Here is an 18,403-nt window from a genome sequence, read left to right on the forward strand (position 1 = left end):
AATCGATGTCTGCGAAGGCTTGGCTTACTTGCGACGAGAGGCGCGGGATGGCGCTGATCTGCCCGAAGACACGCCCACACCAGCACCCGACCGGCGACGCCTTGGTCGCCGCGCCCCATTGTTCACCCCCCGGACCGGATGAGTCCCGGTAATCCTCAGGTCGGCGTGCCGAACGCTCGTCGACGACCGACCCGTGACCGGCTCCGAACCGCCCGCGGCGCGGCCCCGCGCTCTCGTCGGAGATCCGGCAGAGGCGTGCGTACCTAGCGCCAGTTGGTGCGGGAGTGACGTCTGAGGCTTCCCAGCCGCCACCGGAGGGCTGCACGCGTCTCACGCGCCCCCAGGTGGCGCTAGGTCGGAGCGTTCGCGCCCGCCGGCCCCGCTCCGGCCGCGTGCGCTCCGGTCAGGCCGGGCGCGTCGCGCGGTGGAGTGCCACGACGCCGCCCGTGAGGTTGCGGAAGGCCACCTCGCTCCAGCCGGTGCTCTTCACGATCCGGCCGAGCTCGGTCTGGTCCGGCCAGGCGCGGATGGACTCGGCGAGGTAGACGTAGGCGTCGGGGGCCTTGGTCACCGCCCGCGCGACCGGGGGCAGGGCCCGCATGAGGTAGTTGGTGTAGACCGTGCGGAACGGCGCGAACGTGGGCCGCGAGAACTCGCAGACGACCAGCCGGCCGCCGGGCTTGGTCACGCGGTAGAGCTCCTCGAGGGCGCCCTCGACATCCGACACGTTGCGCAGGCCGAACGACATCGTGACCGCGTCGAAGGACTGGTCGGCGAACGGCAGGTGCAACGCGTCCCCCGCGACGAACGCCAGGTCGGGACGGCGCCGCTTGCCCACCTCGAGCATCCCCACGGACAGGTCGCAGGCGATCACGCGGACACCGGCGTCGGCCATGGGTTCCGACGAGGTGCCGGTGCCGGCGGCCAGGTCGAGCACGGTCTGACCGGGCTGGGCGTCGACGGCCTTGATGGTGGCGCGGCGCCAGGCACGGTCCTGACCGAGCGACAGGACGTCGTTGGTGCGGTCGTAGCGGGCGGCCACGGCGTCGAACATCACAGCGACGTCGTGCGGGTCCTTGTCGAGGCTGGCGCGCGGCATGGCTCTATCGTCGCAGGTCCGCCGCGCGAGGGACGAACCGGTGACTCCTGTGGTGCGCCTGAGGGCCTGACTGGCTCGAGGGCGCGGGAGCCTTACCCTGGAGACGATGAGCCAGCAGCCCACCGCCCCGGCGACGACGGGGATCCCGGTCCCCCACCCGCTCGTGGTCCGCACCGTCGCGCTCGATGACCTCGCCGGGCGACGCGCCGCCAGCGACCTGCTCGACCTGCTCCCGTCGACGGGGACGCCCCTCGCGTGGGTCCGTCGCGGGGACGGACTGGTGGCGTGGGGCGAGACCCTGCGGGTCCAGGTCACCGGGCCGGACCGCTTCGCGGAGGCCGAGCGCGCGTGGCAGGAGCTCCTGACCCACGCGATCGTGCGTGACGAGGTGCAGGTTCCCGGGTCCGGGCCGATCGCCTTCGGCTCGTTCGCGTTCGACGACGAGTCGCCGGCGGGCGGCGTGGTCGTCGTGCCCACCGTCGTGGTCGGCCGACGCGGCGGACGGACCTGGCTCACGACGATCACCACGGGCGCCCGCCTCGGGAGGGTGCCGCGGCTGAGCGACGTCACCGGCCCGCGCGTGGCCCCGACCGACCCCGGGACCGTGGTCTACGAGGACGCCGACCGTGACGACTGGCGCGACGTCGTCGCGCGGGGCATCGCGGCCGTCCGGGCGGGCGAGGTCGAGAAGGTCGTCCTCGCGCGCGACGTCCACGCGCGCACCGAGCACCCCGTCGACGCCCGGTGGGCGCTCGAACGCCTGGCCGACGAGTACGAGTCCTGCTGGACGTTCAGCGTCGACGGCCTGGTCGGCGCGACCCCCGAGCTGCTCGTCCGGTCCGAGAAGGGGCTCGTCACCTCGCGCGTGCTCGCCGGGACAATCCGACGGACCGGCGACGACAACGCCGACCTCGCCCGCGCCGCGATCCTCGCGCACTCCTCGAAGGACCTGGAGGAGCACGAGTACGCGGTGCAGTCCGTCGCCGACGCGCTCGGCCCGTTCTGCTCGTCGACGAACGTCCCGGACGTGCCGTTCGTGCTGCACCTGCCCAACGTCCTGCACCTGGCCTCCGACGTCACCGGCGTCCTGTCCTCGACCGACGGGACGCACCCGTCGTCCCTCGCGCTCGCGGCTGCGCTGCACCCGACGGCCGCCGTCTGCGGCACCCCGACGGTCGCCGCTCGCGAGCTGATCCGGAGCATCGAGGGCATCGACCGCGCTCGGTACGCCGGCCCGGTCGGCTGGTTCGGTGCCGACGGCGACGGCGAGTGGGGCATCGCGCTGCGCTCGGCACACATCGACGCCGACGACCCGCGCCGTGTCCGCCTGTTCGCCGGCTGCGGCATCGTCGCCGCGTCCGACCCGGCCGCCGAGCTCGCCGAGTCGGAGGCCAAGCTCGAGCCGATGCGGCACGCGCTGGGCCGCGACGTCACCACCGCCTGAGCCGGGGCGCGCCCGTCTCGCCCTCGTCTCGCCCGAGATCCAGAAGATCTGCCGGTAAATCTGCGGCAGATCCTCTGAATCGTGGGGTCGGGTCGGGCAGCGGATCGCGACCCAGAGCCGACCGCTGGCGGCGGCGCCTGGTGCGCCGACGGCGCCCGCTGTGCCTGGTGCCGTCGCTGCGGACGGGCCCCGGGCGCGCGGCCGGTCTCGGAACGCCGAAGTCCCGAACCGCGCGGACGCGGTTCGGGACTGTGCGGTCCGTGTCGGACCGCAGGGGTGCGGCTCATGGGTGCGAGCCGCTGGGACTGACCGTCCGGGCAGGAGGATGACCCGCCCAGGACCGGCGGCCGGATCCCCGATGGGGGGGTGCGAGGACCGGCGGCCGCCGGCGGTCAGCTGGTCGATCGCGACCGATCAGTCGATCAGCCGTTGCCCTGCTGCTGGCTCTGGAACCACTTCCACAGCTCGTCAGGGCTCATGCCGCCCGGGAGGCCGTTGGCGCCACCCTGGTCGGAGCCGTTGCCCTGGCCGAGGTCGGGGGCCTGCTGGCTTCCGTCGCCACCGTTGTCGCTGCCGCCGTTGTCGCTGCCGCCGTTGTCGCTGCCGCCGTTGTCGTTGCTGCCGCCGTTCGAGGACGCCGCGGACTCGGGGCGGACCGCGAGCGTGACGTCGATGTCCGACGACTTGCCGTCGCGGACGACCGTCAGCGTGACCTTGGTGTCGGACGGGAGCGCCCGGACGTAGGCGGTGAGGGACTCCGCACCGGCGACGGCCTTGCCGTCGATGGCGACGATCGCGTCCTTCGCCTTGATGCCGCCCTTCGCGGCGGGCGAGCCGTCGCTGACCGAGTCGACGACCGCACCGCGGCGGGTCACGTCGTCAGCGGTCGCGGTGCCGTCCGAGAGGGACACGCCCAGGAAGGCGTGCTCGGCCGTGCCGTCCTCGACGAGCTGTGCGGCGATGTTCTTCACCAGGTCGACCGGGATGGCGAAGCCGAGCCCGATCGAGCCGGACTGCTGCGACAGCGTGGCGATCGAGGAGTTGATCCCGATCACGCGGCCGGAGGCGTCGAACAGCGGGCCACCGGAGTTGCCCGGGTTCACCGCGGCGTCCACCTGGATGGCGTTGGTGACGGTCGCGTCGCCGCCGTTCTCGCCCGACGTGGAGACCGGACGGTCGACCGCGGACACGATGCCCGTCGTGACGGTGCTCGCCAGGCCGAGCGGGTTGCCCACGGCCATGACCGGCTGGCCGACGACGACCTTCGAGGAGCTGCCGAACGCGGCAGCCTTCAGGTCCTTCGGCGGGTCGGTGAGCTTGATGACCGCGAGGTCGGTGGTCGGGTCGGTGCCGACGACGGTGGCCTTGAAGATGCGGCCGTCGCTGAGCGTGACGGAGATGCTGTCCTTGTCGGCGTCGCCGACGACGTGGTTGTTGGTCACGATGTGGCCGGTGTCGTCGACGATCACGCCGGAGCCCTCGGCGCCGCTGCTGCCGCCGTTCAAGGTCACCGAGATGGCGACGACCGAGGCCTGCACGGCCTTGGAGACCGCCTCCCAGTCGGGGTTGTCGTTCGAGGAGCCGGAGACCGGGACGGCGTTGTTGTTGTCCGCGCCGATCGTCGCGAGCGAGGCCGGACGGCCGACCGAGCCCGAGGCGTCGTCGTCCGAGAGGGAGTGCACGACGCCGCCGGTCGCGACGGCCGCGACGATCGCGGCGGCAGCGGCCGCGGACGTGATCGGGATCCACGTGCGCCGCTTGCGCGGTGCCGGGGCCGTCGGCGGGAGCTGCTGCTGACCGGCAGGCACCTGCAGCGGCACCTGGTAGGGCGCCGACTGGTGGGCGATCGGCTGCTGCACCAGCGCCGGGTCCTGCATCGAGGCGCGCTGCGCGGCGTCCCACTGGGCCCGACGGACGGCCTCGGCCTGGGCGGCGAGCGCCGCCTGCTGGGCGGCGGCTGCCTGGGCGGCGTCGTACGCGGCGCGCTGGTCGGCCGGGGCGGCCGGGTGCGGCGGGGTGAACGGGTTGGTGGGGTGCGCCGCGGGGGCGACCGGCAGCGGCTGCGTCGCCTGGACGGGCGGAAGCGGCTGGGTCGAGGCGACGACGGGCTGCGTCGAGGCGACGACGGGCTGGCTCGGCGCGACGGGCGTGATCGGCTCGGTCGGGTTCTCAGCGTGCAGGTCGCCGGCGTCGGCGCCGTGCTCGGGGGTGCTGGTCATGTCTGTGGCCTCCTTGGTCGAGTACCACTACACATGCCGGCGCTGGAACCACCCTCTGCAGAACCTGGGAATTGTCTGCGAGTTTCACATGGATCCAGGACCTCAGTCCTGGATCGCGTGCGCCACGGCCGCGGCAACCTCCGAGGCCAGACGCTCGCCGAGGGCTCGTCGACCGTTCCGGTCGACACGCACCTCGACCACGCTGAGGCCCGGTCCGGGTGCGGCGAGGGCGGGCAGGAGGCCGTCGACGTCGACGACCCGGGTGTGCCGGACGCCGTAGCCCGCGCAGAGGGCCGCGATGTCGGCACCGTGCGGGGTCGCGAACACCCGCTCGAACACGTCCGACCGCTCGGGCTCACCCGGTTCCAGCGTCGCGAAGATCGAACCGCCGTCGTCGTTGGCGACGACGAGCTGCAGGTGCGCCCCCTGCTCGAGCGGTCCTCGAAGCAGCCCGCCGACGTCGTGCAGGAACGTCAGGTCGCCGAGGAGCGCGCGGACGCGGCGGTCCGGCAGGCCGAGGGCGACGCCGACCGCGGTGCTGATGGTGCCGTCGATCCCGGCGAGGCCGCGGTTGGCGACGACGACGGGCGGTGCCGACCAGCGCGCCACCAGGTCGAGGTCGCGCACCGGGTTCGACGAGCCGACCACGAGGACGTCGTCGGGCGCGCTGACCTCGGCGACCGCACGCGCGAGCGCGGGACCGGTGACCCGGGTGCCGCTGCGGGACCGCCGGCCCTCGTCCGCGCCGTCGAGCACGCCGTCGACGGCACCACCGGCGGCCTTGTCGGCGGCCTGCCACACCTCGAGCCAGCCCTCCGGGGCCCGCATCCGCCCGTTGCGCATCCGCGCGGGCGCGTCGAGCAGCACCTCGCTCGCGTTGCGGCTGGCGTCCGGCCAGTCGACGCCCCGCGTCCCGATGACGACGACCTCGACGTCGGCGCGCCCGAGCAGCCGCTGCACCGGCCGGGACAGGGTCGGGCGCCCGAGCACGATCGCCCGCCGCACGGAGCCACCGAGCACGGGGTGCGCGAGGAGGTGCACGTAGGTCGCGATCGCGTTGGGGCCGCCTCGCGCACCCGACGACGGTTCGGCGAGCAACGGCCAGCCGTTCGCCTCGGCAAGCCGGCGCGCCAGCGGTCCGGCCTCGTCACCGGCCACGACGACCGTCGGCGCACCACCGCGCCGGCCGCCGGCGGTCGGTTCCGCAGCCGGCGTCACGGCGAGGACGGGGCGAGGCTGCACGTGGGTCAGCCCGACGGCGGACGGCTCCGGCCACGGTCCGGGTCCGGGCACGAGGGGCTCGCGGAACGCGAGGTTCAGGTGCACGGGGCCGGGGTCGCCGGTGCGCGCACCCGTCGCGGCCGCGAGCGCGCGCGCGACCGTCCGGCGCAGGTCACGGGCCTCCTCGGGCCGCCCGTCGGGCGCAGGCAGGTCGAGACCGAGCCGGACGGCGCTACCGAACAGGCCGACCTGCACGGTGGTCTGGTTCGCACCCGTGCCCCGCAGCTCATGCGGGCGGTCGGCGGTGAGCACGACCAGCGGCAGGCCGCTGTGGTGCGCCTCGAGGACCGCCGGGTGCAGGTTGGCGGCGGCGGTCCCCGAGGTCGTGACCACCGCGACCGGACGCGGCGGGACAGGTCCGCCGTCGATCCCGACCGCCGACGCGCGGACGAGCCCGAGGGCGACGAACGCCGCGGACCGCTCGTCGATGCGCACGTGCAGCCGCAGCGCCGGCGCCCCCGCGGGTCGGTCCGCCCGCGCGGCATCCGCCAGCGCGTACGCCAGGGGTGCGCTCCGGGAACCCGGCGCGAGCACCACGTCCTCGACACCGAGAGCCGCGAGCGCCTGGACGAGGACACGGGCCGCAGATGTCGCGGGATCAGCCCCGGCGCCCGTCGTCGTCACGCCTGCCATCATGCCCGAGCCTCGACGGCCGCGATGCGTCGGCGCCACCGGTCGGCCAGGTCCGGCGCCGCGGCGGAGCGCGTCAGCGACGCGCTGTCCGGCGCGGGTCGACGGACCGCGATCGCACCGTCCTGCGGGAGGAGCGGTTCCGCGACGAGGTCGACCGCGAGCAGCTGCGCGGTCGCGAGCCCGCAGGCGTACGGCAGCTCGGGCAGGGCGGCGGCGAGCGCGATCCCGGCCGCCAGCCCGATCGACGACTCCAGGGCGCTCGACACGACCACGGGCAGCCGGATCGCCTCGGCGAGCTCCAGGCACGCACGGACGCCCCCCAGCGGCTGCACCTTGAGCACGACCACGTCCGCGGCCTGCGCCCGTGCCACCGCCAGCGGGTCCTGGGCGCGGCGGATGGACTCGTCTGCGGCGAGCGGCACATGGCTGCGTCGGCGCAGGGCCGCCAGGTCGTCGACCGTCGGCACGGGCTGCTCGGCGTACTCGAGCCCCCCCGCAGCGCGGTCGAGCACCCTCAGCCGTGCCACGGCTGTGTCGACGTCCCACGCGGCATTGGCGTCGACGCGGATCGCGCCGGACGGGCCGAGGGCGTCGCGGACCGCTTCCAGGCGAGCGATCTCGTCGGCGATCGACTGCCCGGGCTCGGCGACCTTGACCTTGGCGGTCCGGCATCCGCCCGATTCCCCCACCAACCGGTGCGCGGTGGCAGCGTCGACCGCCGGGATGGTCACGTTCACCGGGATGCGGTCACGGACGGGCGCCGGCCACCCCTCGTCGGCGGCCTCGCGGGCCGCGCGCCACCACGCCAGCGACTCCTGCGCGTCGTAGTCCCAGAACGGGCTGAACTCGCCCCAGCCCGCGTCCCCGCGGACGAGGACGCCGTCGCGGACCGTCAGCCCACGGAACCTGGTCCGCAGCGGTACGGCCCAGACGTGCAGGTCAGCGGGCATGCCACAACCCTACGACCGTCCGTCGGCGGGAGACCTCCAGGCCGCGACGAGCAGGGCCTGGGCCGTCGGCCGGATCGGTCGGTTCTCCGTCAGGGCGCTCACCACGGCGCCGTCGACGATCGCGATCGTCACGGGAGCGCTCGTCGGGGCACCGACGAGGGACACCAACCGCTCGACGGCGTCGTCGACGGACGAACGGCCCGCCGCGAACGCGCGGGCCAGTGCGGCATCTCGGCCACCACCCAGAAGGTGCTCGTAGTGGCTGCGCACCTCGCCGTCGTCGCCTGCCGGCAGGACGGCGTCGGCGACGAGGGTCGCCGCCGCATGCGGGTCCTGCGAGACACGTTGACCGTCGTACCGGGCGGATCGTGCGTGTGCCGCCCACGCCTGCGCCAGGGCAGCGCCCGCCGCCTCCGCGAGCTCGTCGAGACTCCCGAAGTAGTAGGTCGTGGCGGAGACCGAGGCCCCGGCCTCCTGTGCGACCCGGCGGTGCGTCAGCGCACCCGGCCCCTCCCGGAGCATGAGCGTGGCCGCCGCGCGGGCGAGATCGGCGCGGCGACGCTCGCCCTTGCCGGTGGATCCGACCCTCGGCCGCACGGTCGACGTCGACATCAGTGGCCTCCGCCGGAGAGGTTGAGCCCCACCACCCCGGCGACGACGAGGACGAGCGAGACGATCTTCAGCACCGACACCGACTCGCCCAGGAACACGATGGCGAGGACCGCGGTGAGCGCCGCGCCGATGCCCACCCAGACGCCGTACGCGACACCGACGGGCAGCGACTTGAGCGCCCACGCCAGGCCGCCCATCGACGCGACGAGCATGACGACGAAGAGCACGCTCGGCCAGAGCTTGGTGAAGCCGTCGGACGCCTTGAGGCTCAGCGCCCAGCCGGCCTCCAGCGTGCCGGACAGGATGAGGACGACCCACGCCATAGAGATGCACCCCCGTGCAGTGCTGCCCGGACGATCCACGGGCCGCTCGAGCATGTGCGCCGGGTGGCAGTGTCCGCCGTCACGCGCACGTTCTGGTACAAGTGTACCAAAAGGTTAGGGTGGGTGCCGTGAACCTTCCGGCAGCCGTCAGCGACACCTTCGACCCCACGCGGTGGCGGACGGTCCACGGATTCGAGGACCTCACCGACCTCACGTACCACCGCGGCGTGGCGCGAGCAGAGGGCGCCGAGTCCGACCTCCCCGTCGTCCGCATCGCCTTCGACCGTCCCGAGGTCCGCAACGCCTTCCGGCCGCACACCGTCGACGAGCTGTACCGGGTGCTCGACCACGCGCGCACCACCTCGACGGTCGGCACCGTGCTCCTGACCGGGAACGGACCGGCGCCGAAGGACGGCGTCTGGGCGTTCTGCTCGGGGGGTGACCAGCGCATCCGTGGGCGTGACGGCTACCGGTACGCCGAGGGCGAGACCGCCGAGGGCATCGACCCGGCACGGGCCGGGAGGCTGCACATCCTCGAGGTCCAGCGGCTCATCCGCACAATGCCCAAGGTCGTGGTCGCGCTGGTCAACGGCTGGGCGGCCGGTGGGGGCCACTCGCTGCACGTCGTCGCCGACCTGACGATCGCCAGTCGCGAGCACGCACGGTTCATGCAGACCGACGCGAACGTCGGCTCGTTCGACGGTGGCTACGGCTCCGCGCTGCTGGCCAAGCAGGTCGGGCAGAAGCGGGCGAGGGAGATCTTCTTCCTGGCCCGCGAGTACTCGGCGGACCAGGCCCTCGCGTGGGGCGCGGTCAACGACGTCGTGGCGCACGCAGACCTCGAGGAGGCCGGGCTCGAGTACGCGCGGATCGTCGCGACCAAGTCGCCGCAGGCCATCCGGATGCTGAAGTTCGCGTTCAACCTCGCCGACGACGGCCTGGCCGGCCAGCAGGTGTTCGCCGGCGAGGCGACGCGGCTGGCCTACATGACGGACGAAGCCGTCGAGGGACGCGACGCGTTCCTGCAGCGCCGCGAGCCCGACTGGTCGGGCTTCCCGTACGCCTACTGACCGGTCCGGCCGGCCGGCCGGCCTGGCGACCGGGGTTCACCGACCGCCGACCGCCCAGCCTGCGAGGTCGACCACGGCGCCGACGACGCCCGCCGCGGCGACGAGCAGCGCGACCAGGACGACACCCGACACGACGACGGCGACCATCGACCGGACGTCGTGCTCGCGGCTCTGGGAGTGCGTGAGATCTGCCATGCCCCCAGGCTCGCCGGGCACACCCCCCGCACGCATCGGCCCACGGTCGCGTGCCTGAGGCGGCGCGTCATCCCTGCGACGGACTCCGCCGACGAAGTCAGCCGACGGTGAGGGATCCCGAGCCCTTGGGCACCAGCTCGACCCACGTGTTGCCCGGCGCCAGGTAGGCGGGCGTGCCGTCGGCCGCGAAGAGACGCATCGACGCGTCCTGGGAGTCCTTCTTCCAGGTCACCGGCACCACCTTGCCGCCCGTCGCGACGACGCCCTCGCCCGATCCGACGAGCGAATAGGTCGGCACGGACGCGTGGTTCTGCGCGTGGTACTTGGTGGGCGGGTGGGCAGCCGTGATCGAGACGACGTTCACGGCGGAAAGTCGGGCTCCCCCACGGGCGACGGAGGGGGTGGCCCCTTCGGACCGGAGCCAGGTGTTCGACGCCGCGTTCCACGCCCAGGTGGGGCTGGACGCCGTGGACAGGTGGAAGGAGAGCGTGGTCGCGGGAGTGCCGCGGAGGACCGCCGTCGCCCGGTCGGCGCTGCGCCCGATGAGGAACTGCTCGGCCGGCGGCGCCTGGTGGTCTGCGTCCGCCTGGGCCCAGAACTTGGTCGGGGTGCCGTACACGTTGTGCGGCGCCGCCCGGTCCGAGGTCCGGTACATGCCGGGGGCGCCTGCGTCGTGGCTGATCATCTGCACGCCGCTCGCGGCGACGAGCTCGAGGATGCCTGGCTGGCCGCCCGAGAACGCGAGCAGCCCGTGCATCGGCGCGAGGATCAGCGGGTCCATCGGACGCACAGATCGGATGGGACCCACCTCGGCAGGCACCTGCGAGTGGAACACGGCGACGAACCGGGCCACGTCGAACTCGACGATCGTCTCCCAGACCATGTCGGCCTGCTCCAGGCCCGACTGCGGCCGGGCCGCCGAGGTGTTCTCGATCTTGACCGCGAGCGACGGCCGAGCGGCAGGGTCTCCGGCGATACCGGTCAGGGGCCAGCGCGGAGTCACCGCAGGGGCGGGCGCGGCCCCCTTCTCCGACGAGAGCGTCGGTCCTACCGTGACGCTCGTCGGACCGGCAGTCGGCTCGGGATCCGGAGAGCCGCAGGCCACGAGCACCAGCAGCGCACCGAGCCCCAGGCCGATCGACCCGACACGCGTCCTTGCCCTCATACCGACTCCCCTTGTCGTCCCAGACCTCATGCCTCAGGTTCCCACGGGCCGTCGTTCGGGCGCGGGAGCACAGGCCGGGTCAGCTCATCGTGACGGAACCGGTTCCCCTGGGCACCAGCTCGATCCACGTGACGCCGGGGGCCAGGGTCGCGGTGGAACCGTCGGCGGCCGTCAGGGTGAGCACCTCGTTCACGGAGCCCTTCTTCCAGGTCACCGAGACCGACTTGCCGCCGGTGGACAGCGTGCCCTCGCCGGTGCCCTCGAGGACCGTGGCGGGGACCGGGTTGCCGGCGGGGTCGATGGTGCCGGAGTCGACCAGCTGGACGGACAGCGTGACGATGTTGGTCGCGCTGATCCGTGTCCCCGAGCGGACGACCGCCGGAGTGCTGCCCTCGGAGCGCAGGTAGGTGCCCGAGCCCGCGTCCCATGACCAGGTCGGCTTCTCGGAGCCGGACAGCTGCACGCGGACCGTCCCGGCGGGCGCGCCGGACGCGATGGCGGTCGCGGCATCGGCCTGCTTGGCGACGACGAACTGCGGCGCCGGGGCGGCACCGTGGTCGGCGTCCGCCTGGCCCCAGAACGTCTGCGGCGTGCCGTACACGTTGTGCGGGGCCGGGCCGACGCCCTTCTTGCGGTAGAACCCGTCGGCACCGGCGTCCATGCTGATCGTCTGGATGCCGGCGACCTTGAGGGCGGCGACGAAGGGCGCCTGCCCGCCCGAGAACGCGATGAGTCCGTGCATCGGAGCCAGGATCGCGGGGTCCATCGGGCGCACCGACCGGATGGGTCCGAGCTCGGCCGGCACCTGCGAGTGGTAGACGGCCACGAACCGGCTGATGCCGCCCTCGACGACCTCTTCCCAGATGTTGTCCGCCTGGTCCAGACCCGTCTGCGGGCGGGCGTCGCTGGAGTTCTCGATCTTGACCGCCAGAGCGGGACGCACCGGCATGTCCGTGGCCGCGATGCCCGTCAACGGCCAGCGCGGCGGGACGACGGGTGCCGGTGGCGGGACCTTCGCGGGCTCGATCGCGGCCGCCTTGGAGACGTTCGGGAGCGGGGTCTGCGTGGGAGTGTCGTTCGACCCGCCGCTGCAGGCGGCGAGCAACGACATGGCACCCACGGCGACGACGAGCAGCGCCGGGACACGGCGAGCGCGGATGAGGGCAGTGGGCACGGTGAGCTCCTTCAGTCGGACCGCCCGACACTCTACGGCGCCCTGCCGTGCGGGCCCGGGACCCGGGGCCGCGCCTTAGGGTGAGCCGGTGAGCCGGCCCCTGCGCGACCTCCCCGCACGCGCCGACCTCCTGATCCCCGCCCTCGCGGCGGCCCTCGACGGTGCCGGTCCGGCGGTCGGCGTCGGCGTCGGGGACGAGCCGGTCGAGGTTCCCGACGACGTCGCCCTCGTCGTGCGGACGTCCGGGTCGACGGGTGAGCCACGCCGGGTGCTGCTCTCGGCGTCGGCCCTCCGCGCGTCCGCGCAGGCCACGGCGGACCGGCTCGACGGACCGGGGAGCTGGCTGCTCGCCCTTCCGACCCAGCACATCGCGGGTCTCCAGGTGCTCGTGCGGTCGGTGCTCGCGGGGACCGAACCGGTCGTCGTCCCCGACGGGCCGTTCCGCCCACCGCGCTTCGTGCAGGCCGTCGCGACGATGGCTGCAGGCCCGCGGTACACGTCCCTCGTGCCCACCCAGCTGGCCCGCCTCCTCGACGACGCGGAGGGCACCGACGCGCTGCGCACGTTCGACGCGGTGCTCGTCGGCGGGGCGGCGACCGGACCAGAGCTGCTCGACCGCGCCCGACTCGCCCGGGTCGTCGTCGTCACCACGTACGGCATGTCCGAGACGTGCGGCGGCTGCGTGTACGACGGCGTCCCGCTGGACGGGGTCTCCGTCAGGATCGGCGACGACGGCCGCATCATGCTGGCCGGTCCGGTGCTCGCCACGGGGTACACGACAGGTGCCGAGGACTCGTTCGTCCACCTCGAAGGCACCCGCTGGCTCCGCACCTCCGACCTCGGCTCCTGGGACGGCACCCGGCTCACCGTGCTCGGTCGGTCCGACGACGTGCTGGTCAGCGGGGGCACCAAGGTGTCCCCGCAGGCGGTCGAGGCAGTGCTCGAACCGCTCGGCGAGGTGGTCGTCGTGGGGATCGCCGACGACGAGTGGGGGCAGGTCGTCGTCGCGCTCGTCGTCCCCCGCCCGGGGACGGTGCCGACCCTCGAGCAGGCGCGCGCCGCCGTCACCGACCGCCTCGGCGCTGCCCACGCACCCCGCCACCTCGTGGTCACGGGTTCGCTCCCGCTGCGCGGGCCGGGCAAGATCGACCGTCGGGCCGCCACGCAGCTCGCCGACGACCTGCTCGCACGAGCGAACCCGACCGGGAGGAACGACACGTGACCACTGCCAGCGACTGGGTGCAGGGCGCACGACTGCGCACGCTGCCCGCCGCCGCCGCGCCGGTCCTCGTCGGCAGCGGCGCGGCCGCCCAGCTCGACGCGTTCGACCTGGGCCGCGCCGCGCTGGCGCTCGGGGTCGCCCTGGCCCTCCAGGTGGGCGTCAACTACGCCAACGACTACTCCGACGGCATCCGCGGCACGGACGTCGACCGGGTCGGGCCCCTGCGCCTGACCGCGTCCGGGACCGCGAGCCCCCGAACCGTGAAGGGCGCGGCGTTCACGGCGTTCGGCATCGCCGCGATCCTGGGTCTGTGGCTCGTCTCGCTCGCCGGCCAGTGGTGGCTGCTCGCCGTCGGCGCCGTCTCGATCCTCGCGGCCTGGGGGTACACGGGTGGCCGCAGACCGTACGGCTACCGCGGGCTGGGCGAGGTCGGCGTCTTCACGTTCTTCGGACTGGTCGCCGTGCTGGGCACCACCTACACGCAGGCCGGTGAGCTGTCCTGGGCCGCCTGGGTCGGTGCTGTCGCCGTCGGGATGCTCGCGTGCGCCCTGCTGATGGCCAACAACCTGCGGGACGTGCCCACCGACGCCCTCGTCGGCAAAAGGACGCTGGCCGTGCGCCTCGGCGACCACCGGTCCCGGCGGGTGTACGCGGCGCTGGTCGTGCTGCCCGTGCTGCTGGGCGGGATCGTGTGCGCGTTCGCGAACCCGTGGACGCTCATCGTGCTGCTGCTGCTGTTCCCGTCGGTCGCGCTGGCCGCGACCGTGCTGCTCGGCGCCCGCGGTCGGGCCCTGGTGCCGGTGCTCATGTTCACCGGGCTGCTCGAGCTGGCGTTCGGCGTGCTGCTCGGGGTCGGGTTGGCGCTCTGAGCCGCTCTAGGCACTCTCGTGGCGGGCGGCGTCGTCGGCCGCGTCCTCGACGGCCGCGTCGTCGTCCGTTCGTCGCGCCCGCTGCGACCGGTCCGCCAGGTACCGCGCGGCGGAGTCCCGCGGTCCTGACAACAGGACGTAGGAGAAGCCCCACGCCAGGAACGCGGCCACGACCGGCGCGAGCCACGAGTGCATGCCGACGGCCCAGAGCACGACGAAGGAGACCGCGAACAGGGCCAGGCGCAGGAGCGAGAAGAGCAGGACGGGCACGGTCACAGGGTAGGCCGGGTGGAGCCGACGCCGTGCGCGCAGGCGTCTATTGTGACGAGATGCGCAACCTCGTCGTCCTGGCGCTCATCGGCCTGGCGATCTACTGCCTGTTCGACATCGTGCGCAGCACGCGCGACGAGCGGCTCGGGATCCACCCCTTGCTCTGGATCGTGTTCGTGCTCTTCGTCCCGCTGCTGGGCGTGCTGGTGTGGCTCGGGGTGCGCTGGTCCCGGCGTGCCGCCTACGCGGAGCTCTCCGACGCTCCTCCCGCCAAGCGACCCGAACGCCTGCGCTCGTCGGCACCCGACGACGACCCGGACTTCCTGCGTCGGCTCGACGAAGAGCGACGCCGAAACGACGGGCCGCCTGCGGCTTCGTGACCGGTGGACCACACCTAGCGGTTTTTCACCCGCTGCGCTCGGTCGTCTTGATGCGTGACACGTTCGAGGGAGCGCTCCCTGGAACTTCTCGGTTCACCTTGACAGGGGGTTTGTCCGGGTAGAAGGTCATCCCTCAGAGAGCGCTCCCTCGCGCTCTCCCGCCCGATCCCACCCTGTCAATGACGACCCTTGGGGGAAGCATGGCTCCCGTTCTACGCCCAGCAGCCGGTCCGCCGGCTGTGGGAGGCCGTTCCGCCGGCCGCACGGCAATCGCCGCACTCGCAGTGCTCGCGGTGGCGCTCGGACTGGCGGCGGTCCACGCCGACCAGGCGCACGCCGCGACCGTCGTCCTGTCGCAGGGCAAGACGACCACCGCCTCTTCCGTCGAGTCCGCCGCGACCCCCGCGAGCTCGGCCACCGATGGCAACGCCGGCACCCGCTGGTCCAGCTCGTTCGCGGACAACCAGTGGATCCAGGTGGACCTCGGATCGACGCAGACGTTCACCGAGATCGACCTCACCTGGGAGGCGGCCTACGCCTCCGCCTACACGATCGCGGTCTCGGACAACGGCTCGACCTGGAACACCCTGAGCAACGGCACGGCGACGTCGCCGGCCAAGCAGGCGCTCGCGATCAACGGCTCCGGGCGCTACGTGCGCCTCACCGGCACCACTCGGGCGACCGGGTACGGGATCTCGCTGTTCGAGTTCCAGGTCCTCGGCTCGACCACCCCGCCCGCCAACCCGACACTCGTCTCGAAGGGCAAGCCGACGACGGCGTCGTCCTCCGAGTCGGCCGCCACGCCGGCGAGCTCGGCAACGGACGGCGACCTCGGCACCCGCTGGTCGAGCGCGTTCGCCGACCCGCAGTGGCTCCAGGTCGACCTCGGCTCGCCGACGACGCTCAGCCGGGTGGACCTCACCTGGGAGGCGGCCTACGCCAGCAAGTACACGATCCAGACGTCCACGGATGGCACCACCTGGAACACGGCGTCGACGCAGAGCATCACGAGCAACGCGAAGCAGTCGATCGCGTTGAGCGGCGTCGCGCGCTACGTCCGCCTCAACGCGACCGCACGGGCCACCGGCTACGGCGTCTCGCTCTGGGAGTTCGAGGTCTTCGGCTCCGCCGGCTCGACCACCCCGCCCGTGACCACCCCTCCGGTCACCACACCCCCGGTCACGACGCCTCCGGTCGACCCCGGCACGTCCGTGCTCCTCAGCTACAAGAAGCCGGGCACGGCGTCGTCCAGCCAGGATGACGGCACCTGCTACCAGTGCACACCGGACAAGGCGCTCGACGCCGACGCCGCCTCGCGCTGGGCCTCCGCCAACCCGGCCGGCTGGGTCGACCCGGGCTGGATCCAGGTGGACCTCGCCGCGACCGCACACATCACCAAGGTCGTCCTGCAGTGGGACCCCGCGTACGCCACGGGCTACCAGATCCAGGTCTCGCCCAACGGCACCACCTGGAACACCATCTACACGACGACCACGGGCAAGGGCCTCAAGGAGACCCTGAACGTCACCGGTGACGGTCGCTACGTCCGCCTCAACCTGACCAAGCGCAGCAGCGCCTACGGGTACTCGCTGTACGGGTTCGACGTCTACGGCACCGGCGGCCAGCCCGTCCAGCCGCCGACCTCGAACATCCCGGCGCCGAACTTCACGCGCCTCGCGTTCGCGGACGAGTTCAACGGCGCTGCAGGTTCGGGCCCGGACACCTCCAAGTGGACGGTGGACGCCGGTACCGGCCAGAACGGCGAGCAGCAGTACTACACGCCGTCGGGCAACCTCAACATGGACGGTCAGGGTCACCTGGTCATCCAGGCCCGCAAGGAGGCCGCAGGCGGGGCGCAGTACACCTCGGGCCGCATGAACACGTCGAACAAGTACATGTTCACCTACGGCCGCGTCGAGGCGCGCATCAAGGTCCCCACAGGTCAGGGCTACTGGCCGGCGTTCTGGATGATGGGCGCCGACTTCCTCACCGGCCGGCCGTGGCCGTACAACGGCGAGGTCGACATCATGGAGGTCCTGGGCAAGGACACCACGACGTCGTACTCGACGCTGCACGCACCCGCGTACAACGGTGCGGGTGGCTACGGCGGCTCGTACAAGCTGCCCAGCGGTGCGCCGCTGTCGAACGACTACCACGTCTGGGCCGCGGAGTGGGACGCCTCCGGCATCCGCTACTACCTCGACAACCAGCTGGTCTTCACGGCCGACAAGGCGACCGTGGAGTCGACGCGTGGTCCGTGGATCTACGACCACGACTTCTACGTGATCCTCAACCTCGCGGTGGGCGGTGACTGGCCGGGTCCGGTGGACGCGACCACGCCGTTCCCGTCGTCGATGCTCGTGGACTACGTGCGGGTCTACCGCTGATCCAGGCAGGCGGCGGGGCCGAGGCCATGGGCCTTGGTCCCGCCGCACTGCTGTGCAGTGCTATGAAAGGACCCATGACCAGCAGGCCTGCGCCGTCCACCATCGAAGAGGTGGCACGTCGGGCCGGGGTCTCACGCTCCACCGTGTCCCGTGTGCTGAACGGCGTCGCGACGGTGGACCCCAAGATGCGTCGCGCGGTCGACGACGCCGTCCGCGCCACGGGGTATGTGCCCAACCTCGCCGCGCGGTCCCTGGTCACCCGCCGGACCAACTCGGTGGCGCTCGTGATCTCGGAGCCCCCGTCGGGGTCGGCCGGCGCCGAGTTCCTGCAGCGCATCTTCTCCGACCCCTACTTCGGACGCGTGACCGCGGGTGCCCAGCTGGTCCTGCGCGCCACCGGAGTCCACCTGGTCGTCGTGCCCGCCGACCGCGAGGCCCACGACTTCGTCCTCAGCTACCTGCGGCAGGGGCACGTCGACGGTGTGCTGTTCCTGTCCGGCGGCGACGAGCACGGCCTGCCCCGCGCGCTCTTCGACATGAACGTGCCCGTCGTCCTCTCCCACCAGCCCACCGCGGCGCTGCCGGTGAGCTGGGTCGACGCCGACCAGACCATCGGTGGCCGGTTGGCTGCGGAGCACCTGGGCCGACTCGGCCGGCGCCGGGCCGTCGTCCTCGCCGGTCAGCCGGAGGTGGCGGCCGCCCGCGAGCGGCTCGACGGGTTCCGGACGGCTGCCGGGCAGCTGGGCATCGACGTCACGGTCGTGCACGGCGACTTCTCCGCCCGCAGCGGGACGGCGGGAGGGCGCACGATCGTCGCGGAGCACCCGGACACCGACGCCGTCTTCGCCGCGAACGACCTCGTGGCGGAGGCCGTCGTCCGGGTCCTGGTCGACGCCGGTCGCCGGGTGCCCGAGGACGTCGCGGTCATCGGGTTCGACGACAGCACGACCGCGAGCGACGCTGTCCCGGCGCTCACCACGATCCGTCAGCCGGTCGAGGACATGGCCGGCGAGATGGCCCGACTGCTCCTGGACCGCATCCGACAGCCCGAGCAGCCCTCACGCGGTGTCATGTTCACCCCGACCCTGGTGGTGCGGGAGACGGCGTAGG

Annotated in this window: 17 protein-coding genes; 7 read left to right on the top strand and 10 right to left on the bottom strand. The window is 73.1% G+C overall.

The genetic code is table 11. The annotated features are described in order from the left end of the window. Positions 1–403: 403 nt before the first annotated feature. Positions 404–1,099 (bottom strand): demethylmenaquinone methyltransferase, encoded by a 696-nt coding sequence (locus I847_RS0113705; RefSeq protein ID WP_028050151.1) that lies wholly within the window; start codon positions 1,097–1,099, stop codon positions 404–406. Between the two features lie 106 nt (positions 1,100–1,205). Here I847_RS0113705 and I847_RS0113710 point away from each other — a divergent pair, with 106 nt between their 5' ends. Continuing rightward, entirely contained in the window at positions 1,206–2,543 is a 1,338-nt protein-coding gene (locus I847_RS0113710) for an isochorismate synthase MenF (RefSeq protein ID WP_028050152.1), read from the top strand. Positions 2,544–2,965: 422 nt separating this feature from the next. On the opposite strand, the gene I847_RS0113715 is transcribed toward I847_RS0113710, so the two are convergent. From I847_RS0113715 to I847_RS0113735, 5 genes are all read right to left on the bottom strand, one after another. Further along, complete coding sequence (locus I847_RS0113715) at positions 2,966–4,762, bottom strand: S1C family serine protease (RefSeq protein ID WP_081680929.1); 1,797 nt, start codon at positions 4,760–4,762, stop codon at positions 2,966–2,968. Positions 4,763–4,864: 102 nt separating this feature from the next. Further along, entirely contained in the window at positions 4,865–6,676 is a 1,812-nt protein-coding gene (menD, locus tag I847_RS0113720; RefSeq protein ID WP_231384223.1) for a 2-succinyl-5-enolpyruvyl-6-hydroxy-3-cyclohexene-1-carboxylic-acid synthase, read from the bottom strand. Beyond that, a complete protein-coding gene (locus I847_RS0113725) occupies positions 6,676–7,626 on the bottom strand; it encodes an o-succinylbenzoate synthase (RefSeq protein ID WP_028050155.1) in 951 nt (316 codons plus the stop codon). Before I847_RS0113725 ends, menD begins: the two co-directional genes overlap by 1 nt. Before the next feature lie 9 nt (positions 7,627–7,635). Continuing rightward, positions 7,636–8,238, bottom strand: coding sequence for a TetR/AcrR family transcriptional regulator (locus I847_RS23725; protein ID WP_051274898.1), 603 nt, complete (start codon positions 8,236–8,238; stop codon positions 7,636–7,638). Further along, the gene (locus I847_RS0113735) at positions 8,238–8,561 is read right to left on the bottom strand and encodes a multidrug efflux SMR transporter (protein ID WP_028050156.1); all 324 of its coding nucleotides are present in this window, start codon (positions 8,559–8,561) and stop codon (positions 8,238–8,240) included. Before I847_RS0113735 ends, I847_RS23725 begins: the two co-directional genes overlap by 1 nt. Positions 8,562–8,689: 128 nt before the next feature. On the opposite strand from I847_RS0113735, the gene I847_RS0113740 reads away from it, so the two are divergent. Further along, a complete protein-coding gene (locus tag I847_RS0113740) occupies positions 8,690–9,631 on the top strand; it encodes a 1,4-dihydroxy-2-naphthoyl-CoA synthase (RefSeq protein ID WP_034610325.1) in 942 nt (313 codons plus the stop codon). Between the two features lie 36 nt (positions 9,632–9,667). Here I847_RS0113740 and I847_RS27140 read toward each other — a convergent pair whose 3' ends face one another. From I847_RS27140 to I847_RS0113755, 3 genes are all read right to left on the bottom strand, one after another. Beyond that, positions 9,668–9,826 (bottom strand): hypothetical protein, encoded by a 159-nt coding sequence (locus tag I847_RS27140; RefSeq protein WP_196804561.1) that lies wholly within the window; start codon positions 9,824–9,826, stop codon positions 9,668–9,670. Positions 9,827–9,923: 97 nt separating this feature from the next. Continuing rightward, positions 9,924–10,991 carry a DUF3048 domain-containing protein gene (locus tag I847_RS0113750; RefSeq protein ID WP_034610240.1) on the bottom strand — a complete coding sequence of 356 codons (1,068 nt, stop codon included), beginning with the start codon at positions 10,989–10,991 and terminating at the stop codon, positions 9,924–9,926. A gap of 79 nt (positions 10,992–11,070) precedes the next feature. After that, entirely contained in the window at positions 11,071–12,165 is a 1,095-nt protein-coding gene (locus I847_RS0113755; RefSeq protein ID WP_028050159.1) for a DUF3048 domain-containing protein, read from the bottom strand. An 88-nt stretch (positions 12,166–12,253) separates the two neighbouring features. Between I847_RS0113755 and menE the strand changes: the two genes are divergently transcribed. Further along, on the top strand, positions 12,254–13,387 hold the full coding sequence (gene menE / locus I847_RS23730) for an o-succinylbenzoate--CoA ligase (protein WP_155856152.1): 1,134 nt from the start codon (positions 12,254–12,256) through the stop codon (positions 13,385–13,387). Next, positions 13,384–14,256 (top strand): 1,4-dihydroxy-2-naphthoate polyprenyltransferase, encoded by an 873-nt coding sequence (locus I847_RS0113765; RefSeq protein ID WP_028050160.1) that lies wholly within the window; start codon positions 13,384–13,386, stop codon positions 14,254–14,256. The genes menE and I847_RS0113765 overlap by 4 nt, the downstream gene beginning before the upstream one ends. 6 nt (positions 14,257–14,262) lie before the next feature. Here the strand turns inward: I847_RS0113765 and I847_RS0113770 are convergent, their stop codons facing one another. Then, positions 14,263–14,526, bottom strand: coding sequence for a DUF4229 domain-containing protein (locus I847_RS0113770; RefSeq protein ID WP_028050161.1), 264 nt, complete (start codon positions 14,524–14,526; stop codon positions 14,263–14,265). A 59-nt stretch (positions 14,527–14,585) separates the two neighbouring features. Here I847_RS0113770 and I847_RS0113775 point away from each other — a divergent pair, with 59 nt between their 5' ends. The 3 genes from I847_RS0113775 (at position 14,586) to I847_RS0113785 (ending at position 18,402) form a co-directional block, all read left to right on the top strand. Further along, the gene (locus I847_RS0113775; protein WP_028050162.1) at positions 14,586–14,906 is read left to right on the top strand and encodes a PLDc N-terminal domain-containing protein; all 321 of its coding nucleotides are present in this window, start codon (positions 14,586–14,588) and stop codon (positions 14,904–14,906) included. A 239-nt stretch (positions 14,907–15,145) separates the two neighbouring features. After that, positions 15,146–17,293, top strand: coding sequence for a discoidin domain-containing protein (locus tag I847_RS0113780; protein ID WP_231384226.1), 2,148 nt, complete (start codon positions 15,146–15,148; stop codon positions 17,291–17,293). Positions 17,294–17,367: 74 nt separating this feature from the next. After that, a complete protein-coding gene (locus tag I847_RS0113785) occupies positions 17,368–18,402 on the top strand; it encodes a LacI family DNA-binding transcriptional regulator (protein WP_155856153.1) in 1,035 nt (344 codons plus the stop codon). The last annotated feature ends 1 nt before the right edge of the window (position 18,403 follow it).

This window comes from Cellulomonas sp. URHD0024, from assembly GCF_000426185.1.
Classification (GTDB): domain Bacteria; phylum Actinomycetota; class Actinomycetes; order Actinomycetales; family Cellulomonadaceae; genus Cellulomonas.

Coding starts and splice junctions, on each gene's coding strand:
- I847_RS27140 (WP_196804561.1), bottom strand. CDS start 9,826: ATGGCAGATCTCACGCACTCCCAGAGCCGCGAGCACGACGTCCGGTCG.
- I847_RS23725 (WP_051274898.1), bottom strand. CDS start 8,238: ATGTCGACGTCGACCGTGCGGCCGAGGGTCGGATCCACCGGCAAGGGC.
- I847_RS0113750 (WP_034610240.1), bottom strand. CDS start 10,991: ATGAGGGCAAGGACGCGTGTCGGGTCGATCGGCCTGGGGCTCGGTGCG.
- I847_RS0113785 (WP_155856153.1), top strand. CDS start 17,368: ATGACCAGCAGGCCTGCGCCGTCCACCATCGAAGAGGTGGCACGTCGG.
- I847_RS0113705 (WP_028050151.1), bottom strand. CDS start 1,099: ATGCCGCGCGCCAGCCTCGACAAGGACCCGCACGACGTCGCTGTGATG.
- I847_RS0113775 (WP_028050162.1), top strand. CDS start 14,586: ATGCGCAACCTCGTCGTCCTGGCGCTCATCGGCCTGGCGATCTACTGC.
- I847_RS0113725 (WP_028050155.1), bottom strand. CDS start 7,626: ATGCCCGCTGACCTGCACGTCTGGGCCGTACCGCTGCGGACCAGGTTC.
- I847_RS0113715 (WP_081680929.1), bottom strand. CDS start 4,762: ATGACCAGCACCCCCGAGCACGGCGCCGACGCCGGCGACCTGCACGCT.
- I847_RS0113710 (WP_028050152.1), top strand. CDS start 1,206: ATGAGCCAGCAGCCCACCGCCCCGGCGACGACGGGGATCCCGGTCCCC.
- menD (WP_231384223.1), bottom strand. CDS start 6,676: ATGGCAGGCGTGACGACGACGGGCGCCGGGGCTGATCCCGCGACATCT.
- I847_RS0113735 (WP_028050156.1), bottom strand. CDS start 8,561: ATGGCGTGGGTCGTCCTCATCCTGTCCGGCACGCTGGAGGCCGGCTGG.